The 14,013-nt window shown below is 63.6% G+C and carries 19 protein-coding genes; 1 reads left to right on the plus strand and 18 read right to left on the minus strand.

Annotated elements, in window-relative coordinates:
* Nucleotides 1-54 precede the first annotated feature (54 nt).
* From K6L26_RS31095 to K6L26_RS31160, 14 genes are all read right to left on the minus strand, one after another.
* A complete protein-coding gene (locus K6L26_RS31095) occupies nucleotides 55-363 on the minus strand; it encodes a hypothetical protein (RefSeq protein ID WP_221853657.1) in 309 nt (102 codons plus the stop codon).
* Between the two features lie 545 nt (nucleotides 364-908).
* Nucleotides 909-1,349, minus strand: coding sequence for a hypothetical protein (locus tag K6L26_RS31100; RefSeq protein ID WP_206477917.1), 441 nt, complete (start codon nucleotides 1,347-1,349; stop codon nucleotides 909-911).
* A 464-nt stretch (nucleotides 1,350-1,813) separates the two neighbouring features.
* Nucleotides 1,814-2,029 carry a hypothetical protein gene (locus K6L26_RS31105; RefSeq protein WP_221853658.1) on the minus strand — a complete coding sequence of 72 codons (216 nt, stop codon included), beginning with the start codon at nucleotides 2,027-2,029 and terminating at the stop codon, nucleotides 1,814-1,816.
* Entirely contained in the window at nucleotides 2,026-2,394 is a 369-nt protein-coding gene (locus K6L26_RS31110) for a hypothetical protein (RefSeq protein WP_206477878.1), read from the minus strand. The genes K6L26_RS31105 and K6L26_RS31110 overlap by 4 nt, the downstream gene beginning before the upstream one ends.
* Nucleotides 2,391-2,582, minus strand: coding sequence for a hypothetical protein (locus tag K6L26_RS31115; RefSeq protein ID WP_206477879.1), 192 nt, complete (start codon nucleotides 2,580-2,582; stop codon nucleotides 2,391-2,393). Before K6L26_RS31115 ends, K6L26_RS31110 begins: the two co-directional genes overlap by 4 nt.
* 13 nt (nucleotides 2,583-2,595) lie before the next feature.
* Nucleotides 2,596-3,084: a hypothetical protein gene (locus K6L26_RS31120; RefSeq protein WP_206477880.1), complete on the minus strand. Its 489-nt coding sequence runs from the start codon at nucleotides 3,082-3,084 to the stop codon at nucleotides 2,596-2,598.
* A 10-nt stretch (nucleotides 3,085-3,094) separates the two neighbouring features.
* The gene (locus K6L26_RS31125) at nucleotides 3,095-3,277 is read right to left on the minus strand and encodes a hypothetical protein (RefSeq protein WP_206477881.1); all 183 of its coding nucleotides are present in this window, start codon (nucleotides 3,275-3,277) and stop codon (nucleotides 3,095-3,097) included.
* A 15-nt stretch (nucleotides 3,278-3,292) separates the two neighbouring features.
* Nucleotides 3,293-4,078: a 3'-5' exoribonuclease domain-containing protein gene (locus K6L26_RS31130; protein WP_206477882.1), complete on the minus strand. Its 786-nt coding sequence runs from the start codon at nucleotides 4,076-4,078 to the stop codon at nucleotides 3,293-3,295.
* A 48-nt stretch (nucleotides 4,079-4,126) separates the two neighbouring features.
* A complete protein-coding gene (locus tag K6L26_RS31135) occupies nucleotides 4,127-4,309 on the minus strand; it encodes a hypothetical protein (protein WP_206477883.1) in 183 nt (60 codons plus the stop codon).
* A complete protein-coding gene (locus tag K6L26_RS31140; RefSeq protein ID WP_206477884.1) occupies nucleotides 4,306-4,932 on the minus strand; it encodes a hypothetical protein in 627 nt (208 codons plus the stop codon). The genes K6L26_RS31135 and K6L26_RS31140 overlap by 4 nt, the downstream gene beginning before the upstream one ends.
* Nucleotides 4,929-5,573 (minus strand): hypothetical protein, encoded by a 645-nt coding sequence (locus K6L26_RS31145; RefSeq protein WP_221853659.1) that lies wholly within the window; start codon nucleotides 5,571-5,573, stop codon nucleotides 4,929-4,931. The genes K6L26_RS31140 and K6L26_RS31145 overlap by 4 nt, the downstream gene beginning before the upstream one ends.
* Before the next feature lie 43 nt (nucleotides 5,574-5,616).
* A complete protein-coding gene (gene nrdH / locus K6L26_RS31150; protein ID WP_221853660.1) occupies nucleotides 5,617-5,856 on the minus strand; it encodes a glutaredoxin-like protein NrdH in 240 nt (79 codons plus the stop codon).
* A 511-nt stretch (nucleotides 5,857-6,367) separates the two neighbouring features.
* Nucleotides 6,368-7,405 (minus strand): DUF932 domain-containing protein, encoded by a 1,038-nt coding sequence (locus K6L26_RS31155; protein ID WP_221853661.1) that lies wholly within the window; start codon nucleotides 7,403-7,405, stop codon nucleotides 6,368-6,370.
* A 363-nt stretch (nucleotides 7,406-7,768) separates the two neighbouring features.
* Nucleotides 7,769-9,496 (minus strand): ParB/RepB/Spo0J family partition protein, encoded by a 1,728-nt coding sequence (locus tag K6L26_RS31160; RefSeq protein ID WP_206477889.1) that lies wholly within the window; start codon nucleotides 9,494-9,496, stop codon nucleotides 7,769-7,771.
* Between the two features lie 535 nt (nucleotides 9,497-10,031).
* Here K6L26_RS31160 and K6L26_RS31165 point away from each other — a divergent pair.
* Entirely contained in the window at nucleotides 10,032-11,438 is a 1,407-nt protein-coding gene (locus K6L26_RS31165; protein ID WP_016341434.1) for an IS1380 family transposase, read from the plus strand.
* Nucleotides 11,439-11,654: 216 nt separating this feature from the next.
* Here the strand turns inward: K6L26_RS31165 and K6L26_RS31170 are convergent, their stop codons facing one another.
* The 4 genes from K6L26_RS31170 to K6L26_RS31185 all read right to left on the minus strand — a co-directional run bounded on the left by K6L26_RS31170 (nucleotide 11,655) and on the right by K6L26_RS31185 (nucleotide 13,896).
* Nucleotides 11,655-11,996: a hypothetical protein gene (locus K6L26_RS31170; RefSeq protein WP_206477890.1), complete on the minus strand. Its 342-nt coding sequence runs from the start codon at nucleotides 11,994-11,996 to the stop codon at nucleotides 11,655-11,657.
* 651 nt (nucleotides 11,997-12,647) lie between these two features.
* Entirely contained in the window at nucleotides 12,648-13,145 is a 498-nt protein-coding gene (locus K6L26_RS31175) for a hypothetical protein (RefSeq protein WP_206477920.1), read from the minus strand.
* Nucleotides 13,146-13,351: 206 nt separating this feature from the next.
* Complete coding sequence (locus K6L26_RS31180; RefSeq protein WP_206477742.1) at nucleotides 13,352-13,630, minus strand: type II toxin-antitoxin system RelE family toxin; 279 nt, start codon at nucleotides 13,628-13,630, stop codon at nucleotides 13,352-13,354.
* Nucleotides 13,627-13,896, minus strand: coding sequence for a type II toxin-antitoxin system Phd/YefM family antitoxin (locus K6L26_RS31185; protein ID WP_206477743.1), 270 nt, complete (start codon nucleotides 13,894-13,896; stop codon nucleotides 13,627-13,629). Before K6L26_RS31185 ends, K6L26_RS31180 begins: the two co-directional genes overlap by 4 nt.
* Nucleotides 13,897-14,013 lie beyond the last annotated feature (117 nt).

Raw genomic sequence — 14,013 nt, forward strand, 5'->3', positions numbered from 1 at the left:
GTCCTTTTCCGCCGGGGTATCGCAGTGGACTGACCCAGCGCGTGGTTGTGGGGTTCACGAGGGGAGGTGTTCCTGTTCCCAAATGGGTGGGTACGGTTCGAACATGTCGCGGACCCATGCGGGTACTGGATCGGCGCCCGTGGCGGTGCCGTGGATGGGACGCCCGGGCACGCCGGACTTGAGGATTCGTGGACCCCAGAACTGATAGACGGGTGCGGCCTTTCCCTGGGTCCACTCGCATTCAATGCGGACCGGCAGGATCTGGACGTCGGGCCGGTAAGCCGTAGATGAGATGCGGTGGGTGTTTTCGGGGCAGTGGATCGTCACTTTCCACTTGTGTTCGATGACAACGTGAGTGGGCATTAGTCAGTCCTCGTTAATTGGCGCGGGATCAGTCGGCGGATTGGTGGTCGGTTCGTCGGTTCATCGGGACACGGCGGAGGCGGATTGGAGATGCGGACTTTAGTGAAGACGTCAACCGGGGTTTTCACGACCTTTTCCTTTGGCGTGTAGTTCTTTTGCGCAGTTAGTCAATTTTATTGCCAAGAAATTCGATGCTCAACATTCTTGGGCGGCTGCGCTTGAGTGAATTGACGAAGTACCTAGATCTTTTCCGTTAAGTCGTTTGTTGAATTTGCGGTGATTGGCGCTAGGGTGCGCACTCCCGCGTCACAGCATGGTGTGACGCGCATTTCCTTCTCCGTGCTGACCGAGAGACAAGGATCTGAAATTGTCGATCCGGAGCACGATTTCTGAACGAATGACTGTTCCTTGTGTTCCCGGTCGTGGAGCAGTTCGGCGCTGTTGGCGATTCGCGATGTCGCGCAGCGCGTGGCGGAGGGATCCCCGGAATTCTGTGAGGGGTCGGTGGGGGCCGACTTTCGGGATGTCGGCCCCCACCGGCTGGCTTAGGCTGCGGCGAGTGCGTGGTTGATGGCGTCGTCGATGTTGTGGTAGCTGGTGGTGGTTTCGTCATCGACCTGGACGGTCCAGGCCGGCTCGGCGCCGATTTCGGCGGTGAGGGTGCAGGTGTGTTCGGCGCGGGCGCGGAAGGTCCAGGTGTCTACTGCGTGGAAGGTGAGGTCGCCGGCTCGGACGTGAACGATCCGGGTTACCGGGTCGGTGTCGAGGTCGGGTGCGGTGGCTTCGATGGCGACCATCTGTCCGTGGTCGTCTGCGGCGATGAGGACGAGGTGGTGTCCGGTTTCGCGGGTGTAGTTGTGGACGGTGGTGAGCAGGATCGGCCCGTAGTTGTGGAAGAGGATGCGGGTGATTCCGTACTGCTGGTGGCCGATTCGTTCGGCGGCTTCGTCGAGAAGTGCGAATGCGAGGTCGAATCCGTGGTCCATGGTTGTTCTCCCGTTCTGTGTGGTGATTGGTGCGCCGGTCAGCGCTGGGGAGCAATCACTGAAGGAGACGACCGGTGTCAACTTGGCGGGCGCGGTGGGTTTCGGCGGATTTGCCGCCCGCGAGCGGCAGCGAGCAGGTAGGGCGGCAAATGTCCTCCGCCGTCGAAACCCACCGCGCCCGACGGGTTTACTGAGGTCGGGTCCGAAGTACGCTTGGCGACCTGCTGACGGTTAAAGGTGAGGGGCTACGGACGACTGGCCGCCGTCAGGTGGCCACATCGGTGGCGGCGCTTGGCGCCCCGACGCCAACGCAGCGTGCCCGGCGGCCCGACACGCAACACCAGCCTGGCCGGCCCCACGATCGAGGCCGGCCAGGCGCGGCGGCTAGAAGAGTCGGCCGACGCTCATGGCGTCGTAGTGGCAGCGGCATCCGCAGCGCCAGATGAACCCGGCCGACTGGGTTGTTATGTGGTGGCGAGGATTCCGGCGGCGTCGTCGAGGTAGTAGTGCGCGTGGCGCAGCTCGTCGTCGGTGGCGTCGCCGGCAAGGACGACGGTGGTGGCGTTGTCGCGTGCGGACTGCGCGCACTGGCGGCGTCGGGTGGTGTCGTCGTAGGCGGCGACTGCGGCGTGGATGTCGGCCCGGGCTTGGGCGAGGGTGGCCGCGGTGAGGGTGTTCATGGGGTGTCGCTCAGTTCAAACAGGGTTAGTTGTTCGGCTTTGCGACGTCGGCGGGCGGTGTTCTTGCCGGCTGTGGTGCTGGTTGTCTTACGTGTGGTCGAGGTCGCGTCAGCTTCTTTGCGGGGTGCGGTGCGCGCTTCTTTGTGCGCGACCGCATCGATTGCCCCTTGAGCGATGGCAAGAAACTCCGCGGATGCCATGGCCTCGACGTTGAGTGGATAGCTAGCCTGGATGGCTGCACGCAGTGCTGCGGGGACCATTTTCCAGTGCGCCAGGCACATGAACTCGTCTGCGGATACTTCGGCCGGGCATTTCTGGGCACGGCAGGTGTGTTGACCGGGATCGTTGCGCTCTGTGGTTGTCATCGTGGCTCTCCGCCCGGCGAGGGGCGATTGCGCACCTGGCGACGTCCTCGCGCTTGCTCGGTGTGTCGTTTCTTCTCGACGAGGGCGACTCTGGCGGCGTGGCCGTCCCAATACGCCGGGTGGAGCTGCTCACCGATCGCGCATGCGTGCTCAGCGAGATCGAGGCCCTCGCCGTCGTCGTTGTCCATCAGGACTCTTACGTCAGCTCGCGGCGGCGGGCTCGGGGCGGTGGCCCTTGCGCCACCCGCTACCTCTGACCTCGCAATCGATGCAGAGAGCGCCGTTCAGCGTGCCTTTGCCTGAGCAGGTCTCACACCACTGCGGCACCGGATTGTTGGTGAAGGTGATGGTGTCTTGGTCGTTCCGCCGGATCACGCGGGCGTAGGTGACGGGCATTCCGGAGCGCTCGGCGTACTCAATCTCGTGGCGAGTCGATTTGCCGAAGTAACCGAGTTCGTCGGTCGCGACGACAACGGCTCTGGACAGGTCGATCTTGCGGAGATGCAGGGCGTCAAGGTGGTCCGCTTCAGCGGTGGTGGCGATACCCTTGTGGACGAACGGCATGAGCACGATGTCGCCCTGCCTGGTGAGTTCTGTTGCAACCACCAGCATTTGATCGAAGTTCCTCATGCTGCCGGAAATGGTGACGATTCCCCCGGTCATCGTTTCTTCTTTCTGATCGTTGGTCATTGCAAGTTCCTTATGTCGGCTCAGAATCGGTGGCGCGTCGGGGTGCGTGCAGCGTCGCCAGGGCTTGGCCAACACCACGCAACCACGCGATCTCAGACGGCGTGGAGTCGCGGCGGGGTGACCCGTCCTCGTTCCGGCCAGGCCCCTTGCCCTCCCAGAGATGTTCAGGCAGTTCGTAGTAGCTAGTGCTCATGTCGTTCTCCTTCTGTCAAGTCAGTCCGGCCGCAATGATGCGGCTGGCTCGTTCGAGGCGCTCAGCGATGCTGGAGAACATCGTGTGGACGTGCTTTGCGTCGAGGAGAGCGTTGTGGCGTCGTGCTGGATAATCGGGCAGCTGGTTGTCGAGCATGGCGGCGTACTGCCGCACATCGCGTGTCTGCATGGGTAACCAGGTGGGTTGCTGCCCTATGCCTCCCCAGATCTGCATCAGCGAGACTTGGTCCCAGGCGCCGAAATCTGCCCACAGCTGTCGGGGGCGTGGGTTGAAGAAGGTGTCGAGGTCCTGGCGCAACTCATGCAATGACCGGCGCGGCATACCTGTGACTGTGGGTAAAACGTGCTGGGCGAGGAATGCATCTGTTGACGCGGCGCGCTCGTTGTATTGGTCGGAGTGAGCGTGGAACTCTCGGCCGTCGCCGCTGACGATGCCGATCGATATCAGATGGATTCCGGTTGCGTCCCAGTGAAATTCAGTGTCATAGAAGTAGCGCCACGGTTCAGAGTGAGGTGGCTGGCCGGTCGTGTAGTTGGCTTCGTATTTCGCGGCGATGTTCGTTCCGAATTTTGCGTCCGCGGCCAGGGCGGACATGTGAGCCAGGTTTCGTCCGCGGTCACTGCTTTGCCGGGCGGCGGCTGCTTGTTCGGCGTCGTCGAACGCGGTGGAGATGGCCATTCGTTCATAGGTGTCGGCCAGCGAATCGCCTGTGAGGGATGTCAGCGCGTCATGTCGTAGCCGGTCCATGTCTTGTTGCTCGGGCTGGGGGTTGTGGTCCATTGGGGGTCTTTCTTCTGGGTGTGGGGGCTCGTGGGTGAGCGGTGATGTTCAGGCTGCGGTGGCGGTTTTGCGGTGTCGGCGTTCGGCGCGGGTTTGGGCGCGGGCGTACACGCTGTCGATGAGTGTGGTGGCGCGGGTGGGTGCGCTGCCGGGGTGTGTGAAGCTCACCGCGGCAAGATGGCGTGCGGCGCGGTCGATTACGTGGCGGTTGAGGGTGTCGGTGCTGTTCACGGTTTCCACCAGCCTGGTTTTGCGGTGGCTTCGGCGCGGCGGCGCAGCTCGGCGAGATCGTTGCGGATGGCGATGAACTGGCTGGTAAGGGCTTCGGGTTCGGCGTTGGTTTCCCCGAGCTGCTGCATGCGCAGGCCGGCTTGGGTGAATCCGCGGCGGTAGGCCTCCTCGAGGACGTCGCGCGCGTAGGTGCCGGCGGCGACGTCGGGGGTCATGGCGTGGCGGTAGGCCTCGAACACGTACAGCGCGGCCTGCTTGATCTGGTGGGCAGTGGGCGGCTGGTCGGGCTGTAGAGCCTGGCTGTAGGGCTGGGCTCGTGCGGCGTCCATGATGGCGACAGGGTTGGGGTCTTGTCCGTTGTCGACGAGGGTGGTAATGATCTCGTAGACCCAGCGGGCGGTGGGCCGCCAGATGGCGGTGGCGGGTACTGCCTGCAGGATCGGCAGGGCCTGGGTGGTGGTGAGCCACATCAGGGATCCGACGAGCTGGTTTTCTGGGTTCCATTGGGCCAGAATGGCTTCGGCCTGCAAGTCGTCGTAGGTTTCGTTGTCGGCGGCGGGCGCTGGGGTGTCGCCGGCGTCGGTGACCAGGTGCAGGGTTGGGCGTTGGAATGCGGCGGTCATGATGCTTTGGCTCCCCAGATGAGTAGGGCGGTCCACCAGATGAGGGCGGCGGTCTGCTGCGGTGTGATGTCGGGGGTGAGGTGGCGTTCCACTTCGCCGGCCAGCTGAGCGGCGCTGAGGATGTCGCCGGTGTTGGCGAGGTCGACGGCGTAGTCGCGCAGGATCTCCAGGCGTGTCTGGCGGGGCCGTGGGACGTCTTGGTTTCCGTTGTCGGACAGTCGGACGGCTTCGTCGAACAGTGTGCCGGCGCGGAACTGGCGCAGCGCTTCGGCGCGGGCCGCGGTGAGCACGTGGCCGGCGTAGTTGCGGCCGGGGTCGTGGTCGATGCCGTGGTAGTAGGCGGCCTCATGGTCGGCGATCCATTCCTGGGCGGCCACTGCGCAGTAGTACGGGGACATCACCGGTTGGCCGGGTTCGGGTTCGATGGTGGCGATTCCGACCACGCGGGGCTGGGCCTTGGGTGAGCCTTCGAGCTTGACCAGGTGAAACGTCGAGGCGTGCGTGTTGGTTTTGCCGTGGGCGTGCAGGTAGAGGTCTTCGCCGATCGCGTGGGCCATGAGCATCCGGTGGGCGTCTTCGAAGTCAACGAATCCTGGTGTGGTGGTGGTGGTTTCGTCGCGGGTTACGGTGAGTTGATGCATGATTGCGGTCTCCTCGGTGATGGTCGTTGGCGCGGCGTAGTGATCAGGCGACTTGGGAAGTAGTCAGTGAACGGATGCGGTCCGGGCGGAAGCCGGCCCAGTGTTCGGAGCCGGCCACGACGACGGGTGCCTGCAGGTAGCCCAGGCTCATCACGTAGTCGCGGGCTTCGCTGTCGGTGGTGATGTCGACGGTGTCGTAGCTCAGGCCGGCCTTGGCCAGGGCTTTGTAGGTGGCGGTGCATTGCACGCAAGACGGTTTGGTGTAGACGGTGATGTGAGACATTTGTGGCCTCCTGGGAATTGGTGCGGGATTTCTTCTATTCTATGTCGACTTTGCTGTATTCGCTACATTTATTTGCCTTCAATCTCCATTATTTTTAATTCGAAACCGAGACGTTCCGGCCATTCATTACCGAAACGCAACGTGGTGCTCTTTGGTCCTCAAACCCCATTCTTTCGGCGGTTCTGGCAAGTAGTTAAACCGCTGATGGTGGTGGGTAGCGCAAGGTTTCGGGGGGAAAGTTTTCCACGAGCGCAGCGAGGTTGTGGGGAAAAGTTTCCTCGCCGGAGGCCGGAGCCGATGGCCTTGCGCTACCCACCACCATCAGTGCACGATCCATAGGCCAGAACCGGGGTAAGAAATTGGTGACCATAAACCCAACGTTGGCATTTCATCGAAAACGGCGGTGCTGTTTGGTCGCAGTAGTGGGGCAGCGCCGCTAGGCGCTTCCGCGGCAATGCCACCGGGCCCGGGCCGCCGGCGGGTGTGCCGGCGGCCCGGGTGGCGGGGACTTCTAGAGGGTTTGCAGCATCCGGAACGCTTGGGTCTTGATCGTCTGGGCGGTGCTGCCGATGGTCACCGCGCGCAGGGCGCGGGTTGTTGCGGCGTCACCACGGCCGCGGACGGTGGCGTAGTGGTCGATGTACTCGGTGACCGCGTTGTAGGCCGCCCATCGGGTGTTGGCGATCGGGGCGACGGTGGGTGATGACGTCCACAGTTTGACGATCGCGCGGGACTGTTGGCTGCGGGTGTTCTTGGTGGCGACGGTGGTGGCCGCGTCCACTGCGAGCAGCTGGTCGGTGAATGCGCGCATCTGGTCGATGTCCATGGGGCGGGCGTAGAGCTCGGCGGCTTCGTCTTCGAATGCCTTGACATACCTCCAGGTCAGCCGCAGCGCTTCGCGGGCTTCGGCGATGGCCAGGCGGGCGCCGCCGGTGTGGCGGATGGCGAAACTTGCCTTCGCTTCCCGGATCGCGGCGCTTTGGGTGTTGGCGCACACGATCCGCACGGGGGTGACCAGGAACCGGAACGCGCTGGTGCCGTCGTGTGAGTTGAGCGCGGCCAGGTAGAACTCTGTGCGGTCTTTGGATCCGTCGACCCCGTCGAACGTCATGGCCTCGGGCAGTTTCATGGTCACGAATGTTTCGCGGCCTCCGCGCAGCGCTCCGGCTGTCTCGAACACGGCTCCGCCCTGGTCGGTGAGTGCGTTGAGCAGATCGCAGGACGCTTCGTTCTGCAGCGGCTCGTACTTGCTGCCGACCACACCGAGCACGTCGATACGCCCGGGGACGATCGGGTTATCGCGAACGGTGGCGTAGTGGTCGGGCACGCTCAGCGGGGCCAGGGTGCTGACCCCGTCTGCGGTGACGACGGGCTCCAGTGCGACCTGAAGCGGCATCTTTCGCACATTCCATCCGGCCAGGTGGGCGGCTTCCAATGCTTCGCGCGCGGTCATCGTGTGGTTGACCGACTGGCCGAGTCGGTGCCAGGCGTCGGGGCGTGAGTTGGCAAAGGAGACAACGTTGTTGGTGGAGTCGAGTTCGTGAGCCATGGTGATCGTGACCTTTCGGGTTGAGGTGAGGGGCTGCTTGGGTGCTGCCCGTTGTTTTTGCCTTCCGGCACCGAGATCAAAAACCGGCATCAGGGCCGGTAAAGCAGCAAGTGCCCGGCGGTGCCGGTGTCCCAGGGAGCGCAGCGACCGGCAGGGGGACCGGGGCCGCGCCGCAGGCCGAAGCGGGCACTTGTGCGGCCGGACCGCCGGTTATGATCGATGGCCGGAAAGGCAAACGAACTTGGATCACTCCGTCAGGAGTGTCCGAATGAGGCAGCGCTGCAAGCGCTTCCGTTTTCAGTTGAGACGAGGGGTGTGCCACCGGGTGGGGCAGAGCGATGGCCCTGCCCCACCCGGGACGGCTCACTCGGTGACGGTTTGGGCCAGGTATTCGTCGTACACCTCGTCGGCGGTGCGGTTGCCGACGATCACGTCCTCCACGGGGCTAAGGGTGTAGCCATTGGCTGCCAGAAATCGCAGGTAGTCACCGCTGGTGACGGCCATCTGCCAGGCGCTGGCGGCGTCGACCGTGATGCGGGCGCTGCGCACGTTGCGCCAGGCGTCCTTGGGGGTGCGAGCTTCCAGTGCGCCGAGCACCTGCGCCAGGGTGATCACGTGGGCGCGGGCGTCGCTGCTTGCTGCGGCCAGCTTGCGCACACCGTGGCGTCCCTGTTCGACGCCGAGAAGTTCGGCGGCCATGGTGTCTGCGTTGTGGTTGGTCAGCATGTAGGCGTCGCGCGCCAGTGATTCAGCCACGAACGTTCCTGCACCCTTGGGCAGGGTCTTGCGGGCCACCAGTGCCGTCACGAACTCGCGCCGCACGCTGATCGCTGCCGAACCCAGTTTGTTCAGCGCCAGCACTTTCTTACGATCCCGGCGTTCGGCTTCCTCAGCCTCGGCTTCGGCCTGGATGCGTGCGGCTTCACGCTCAGCCTCGGTGCCGACATCGTCACCGGACTCGTCGTCGCTGCCGGTGTCGGCGTCGGCATCATCACGGTTGGCTTCCTCGGCCTGGGCTGCAGCCCGCTTGGCGAAGTACTCCGCGTTGCGCTGGTAGTGCTCGGTGACGGTCAGGCCTGCGGCCTCGGGATCGAGGCAGTACCAGGCCGGGTCGAAACTGCTGCGCTTGATGACCGAGTTGTAGTGCCGGAATCCCTCCACGGGTGCGCGGCGCGGATCGTCCTCGGTAAGCCAGTCGACGTCGTCCTCATCGACGGTCTCGCCGGTGACGGGGTCGGCCAGCTCTTCGTACTCTTCGAGCACCAGACCCCAGTGCTTCGGATCGATGATCGCCTCGTCGGTGGCGACAACCTGCGCTCCGCTGGCCTCGACCATGACCAGGTGGCGCAGCGGAACCCGGTCGAGTCGCCACCCGCCGTGATCGCCTTCCTCGAGAAGGGTGTAGCCCTGCTCGGTGTAGGTGGATTCGGCCTGGGCTCGGGCCTGGACGCTTTCACGCTCGGCGCGGACCTGGGCGACGACGTGGTTGAACTCGGGCGTGCCTGCAGCCTGCACGACCCGCTTCTGTGCATCGGGGTCATCTTCGAACTCGGTGACGGCGGCGGCTTCCACGAGGCTGATCTGTCCTCCGTCGAGTGCTTGCATCGCAGCGTTGGACTTGCGGACGGTGTCGGCGGCTTTGACGGTTTCCTTGTCCACGGACAGTTTTTTGGCGACCTTGGTGACGCTTAGGCCTGCGTCCATCATCTGCTGGATGCCTCGCGCCCGGTCAGCGTCGATCAGGTCGTCGCGGTGATCGTTCTCGACAATCTGCTGGCTGACACGCTCCACTGTCTGGTCACCGGTGGCGAGGGTGCGCAGGTACACCGGCACGGTGGCCAGGCCTGCCTGGCGGGCAGCCAGGGTGCGGCGCTGGCCCATCCGGACCAGGACCTGGCCTTCGCCGTCGCGGACGGCGACGATCGGCTCTAGGACGCCGTGCTCTTTGATGCTGGCGATGAAGTTGGCCTTGAGGTTGGCCACGTTGCGCACGTTGGCGTCCACGACGAGGGTGTGCGGGTCGAGGTGTTCGAGCGTGCCGTGTTCGTCGGCGTGGGATTCGGCCTGGGTGTCGATACTCGTGTCGGTCATGGCGGTGCCTTCCTGTGGTGGGGGCCTCGCGGCCGCCCGTTCTTTTTGCCTTCTGGCACAAGAGATCGGGGCCGAGCAGGCCGAGGGAGCGTCTGGGTCCCGGGGTGGGAAGGCGGCAAGGGAGCGCAGCGAGTGTGGCCGGCTGAGCGCCGCCGAAGGCCAAGCGCAGCGCCGCCGGTGGCCTAGCGCGAGCCGGACGTCGGCCTATGATCGATGTGCAGAAGGCATTGGAACTCAGTTGTTTCCGTTGCGGCAGCGACGGTTTGGCGACGCGGATCTTGGCCGAGGCGCGGCTGGTGAGGTGACCGGTGCGCCGGCTGGCGTGTCAGTGCAGAATCGGTCCTGCGACAACGCATGTCATGTCAGAGTCGATCAGAGGGCGTAACAGAAGTCCTTTTACCGCGGTGCGGACTAACCCGGATTTTTCGTGGAATGTTGACTGTGGGGGTGTGTAGATAAGCGAAAGTGCCTGTCCTGCAAGGAATAATTGGACTTCTCTACGGTTCAAAAACCCTGACGGGAAGGCACTTCGCAGGTGAAGAATATCGCGGCGGCATCGCCGGTGAAAGTTTCCGCCGACGGCCATGGCGTTGTGTCGCATGCCGGGATGGGCATGCTGCGTGAGCTTGCCGACCGGACCGGCTTATCGGCGCAGGTCACGGCCGCGTTGGCCGACACCTACCGCGGCCCGTGGGTGTATGCGCCTGGGGAGGTGTTCGCTGATCTGGCGGCCGCGGTCGCCGACGGCGCGGACTGCATCGACGCGGTCGGTCAGCTGTGCGGTGACCGGGAGCACGTCCTGGGGGCCAAGGCCTCAACGACCACCATGTGGCGGCTGATCGATGAGCGGATCGATGCCGCGCATCTACCCGGGGTGCGCGCAGCCCGAGCCGCGGCGCGGGCAGCGGCCTGGGCTGTCGGAGCCGCCCCCACCACCGGCGGCTGGCTGCATATCGACATCGATGCCACGCTGGTGATCGATCACTCCGACAACAAGGCCGGGGCTGCGCCGACCTGGAAGAAAACGTTCGGGCTGCACCCGCTGCTGGCGTTTCTGGACCGCCCCGACATCGCCGGCGGCGAAGCCCTGGCCGGGTTGCTGCGCAACGGTAACGCCGGCTCCAACACCGCCTCCGACCACATCATCGTCCTGCACCAGGCTTTGGCATCGCTGCCAGCGGCGTGGCGGCCCAACCCCGACGATCCCGACAACCCCGAGGCCCCGAAGGTGTTGGTGCGCTGCGATACCGCCGGATCCACCCACAAATTCGCCGCAGCGTGCCGGGCCGCCGGGGCCGGGTTCTCCTTCGGGTACCCCGTCGATACCCGCGTCCAGGACGCCGTGGACACCCTCAACCTCGGCGATTGCTGGTATCCAGCGATCGACACCGACGGCGGGATCCGCGACGGCGCGTGGGTCGCTGAAGCCACCGACCTGGTCAACCTGGCCTCCTGGCCCGAAGGGACCCGGCTGATCCTGCGTAAAGAACGCCCCCACCCCGGCGCGCAGTTGCGGTTCACCGACGCCGACGGCATGCGGGTCACCGCGTTCATCACCGACACACCACCGGGTGTCGTACCCGGTCAGGTCGCCGGTCTGGAACTACGGCACCGCCAGCACGCCCGCGTCGAGGACCGTATCCGCGAACTCAAAGCCACCGGGCTGCGTAACCTGCCCTGCCACTCCTTCTGGGCCAATGCTGCCTGGCTCGAAATCGTCCTGGCCGCCGCTGACCTGGTCACCTGGACCCGCCTCATCGGGTTCGCCAGCGATCGCGCTCTGGCCCGCGTCGAGATCACCACGTTCCGCTACCGGGTCCTGCACGTGGCCGCCCGTATCACCCGCGGCGCCCGCCAACTGCGGCTACGCATCGATGCCACCTGGCGCTGGGCGGCGGCGATCGCCGCCGCCTGGCACCGCGTCCGCACCGCCTTCGGATAACACCCCACCCCATCGGACCCATCAACGATGAAGGACCCACAGGCCCCAGGAAAGCCCGCCCCACCCGGCGACACGGGACAGCACCTCTACGCCACCACACGAAAACCACTACCCAACAACACAACTCGGCATCACACCGAACCCACACCAATTACCACGCAAAATCCGGGCTAAATCGCACCGCAGCAGCACCCACCAGGTGAGTGATATCAGCAATCAGCAAACAAAGAATGGGTCAAGAAACTCGCGAATCTCACGGGAGTCGGGCACGAGTCGGGCTGAGTCTGTCAAATAGTAGCTGTGACGAGTGTCGAGCATCATCACGGCTGCGGCCATCGCGGCCTGCGGATGCGGGACGCGGATCGTTCCGACATCAGGAATAGTGCACTCAGAACCCGGCCGCGTGCTCATCATCGCCGCGATCGAGTTATCGCGGGATTCTTCTGACGAACCGTGAATCGTCTGATCGTCGACAGTGATCGACCATTCCTGGACGCAACCGCCGGTCGCGCTCACGGCAACAGCAACATCGAAAGCAGAGTATTCCGAGTCGAGCATGGTTGTCCTCCAACAGTGATTCAGCGACAGCGGGTACTAAGGCCGTTCCTCGGTTGTGATCGTCGGCCAGCTCCGTTGACACACTCGTACCGAGGTCACCTCGCCTGGAGCATCGCGCAACATTTCGAGCAGCGAGAGTTGTGACTCGATTCGGGGGACAGGGCCATCCGTGAGCAGAAATTCCGGCGAAACCCCGAAAAGGGCTGCGATAGCAGATAATTCGGCGTGATCGGGATCGGTTCTACGGCCGTCCAGAAGCGCATCAAGCGCACTAGCTGTCATCGACACACCGTGATGTGCCGTTATCGCTGCTGCGGCTGCTTGTGTGGACAGCGGTGGCTCAGACGCTTTGTGCATAACGCTGAACAGGCGGCGGAGTTTCGGTGCGAGGCTGCTGCAACTCACAGCATCCATTCTATCGGGCATCGCCACGTGTTGAAGCGATCAACGCATGGGGGATCGGGTCACGTCAGCGCGGCAGAAGATGGAATTGAGGGACCCTCGTTCAAGGCGGTAATGGAGCGTTTGCCGTCGTACTGGCAGTGAATACGTGCTGTTGCTGTGCTGGCAGCTGTTCCTGGCCGGAATTCAGTCGGGGCATCTTCGAATTACAGCGCGCAGTAGTGGTGCGAAAATGATCCGCTTCGCTATCTATTCCGGAATGCGTTCGATGGCAGGTCCATTATGCAGGGTTGCGCGCTGTGAAGCCCATCGCCGCCAACCGTTGCGCAGCTCGCGCACGCCGACGCCGGACCAGAACAGTGCCGACAAGGCTGACACTATCCATGATGCCCAACCGTGTGCGGCGATGACAGTAGAGATCGAGGCGATGGCGAGGAGAAGCCCGGCCAGTCCGCTGAAGATCTGTCCTGGTGCTGTATCGGTAAGCAGTGAGCTGACCTGGCGTGCCCCAGCTGACCCGCGCTTGAAAATGTGCCGAGTGATTAAGCCTGCTGCCATCAATCCGAACAATGCAACCGCGGCGATTGCCGCATCGAGCGCGCTAAATGCTGAAGCGGAGGCTTGCAGCGACGCGACCAGCGTGATCGTCACTAGCACAAGTAGGACGAAGACAGCGCATCCACTGACAGCGGCCAGCACACGAACCAGCCGTTCATTTTGCGGCTGCTGACCATCGAAAATTTTCATACCCTGATTCTCCCAACCTGGTCTGACATCTGCGGCTCGGAACGCTTCTTCCCTGGTGAGACCAAATCCGGTTCTGGCCTATTTCTGGAATTCTCTCTGAGAGAGAGTGCTGCTGTTGTTGTTGTACTCGGTAGCGGTTCTACGATTCCGCCGTCACGCAACATTATTCGTCACGGTGACGATTTGCAGTGATGCACTCGCATGCCTCAGCTGGGGCGGTAGATGTGTGCCCGGTGCTCGACACGGCCGATCAGGAGGGCGTGGGCGTCGTCGAGTATGCGGAAGGTGACGCGATAGTCGCCGCGTCGTGCGACTCGCCAGCCCTCCAGCTCGTGACGGAGCGGCTTCGACATCCGGTATGGGTCGGTGGGCAGTGTTGCGGTGATGAACTCCACGATCGCGGCCGCCACTTTGTGCGGAAGTCGATCCAGTGCCCGGACCGCGCTGGGCGCCAGTCGGACCGCCCATGGCTGGTCGTTGCTCACGACAGACCGTAGCGTTTACGCAGATCTTCACCGGTGATGGTCTTGCCGGCGGCGTAGTCGGCGTCTGCCTGGTTGAGTTCGTCGACGAGCCCTGGGGTCCGTAAAGCATGCAGGGTTTCATTGAGTGAGTCCAGATCGTCGGCAGACATCAAGACCGCGGCGGCACGCCCGTGCCGGGTGATCCGGATGATCTCGTGCGTGCTGTCGGCCTCGTCGACCAACGCTGAAAGCTTGTCCTTGGCCTCGCTGAGCGGTACCGTCTTCATGTGACGATAATAGCCGGATTATTAGCCTCTGACTAGTCGCATGATTAACTTTCAATTAGCCGGACATTTAGCCGATAACGTACCTTATGTCAGTTAAGCGTCACTTAACACTTGTGA

The organism is Mycobacterium farcinogenes, from assembly GCF_019739075.1.
GTDB lineage: Bacteria > Actinomycetota > Actinomycetes > Mycobacteriales > Mycobacteriaceae > Mycobacterium > Mycobacterium senegalense.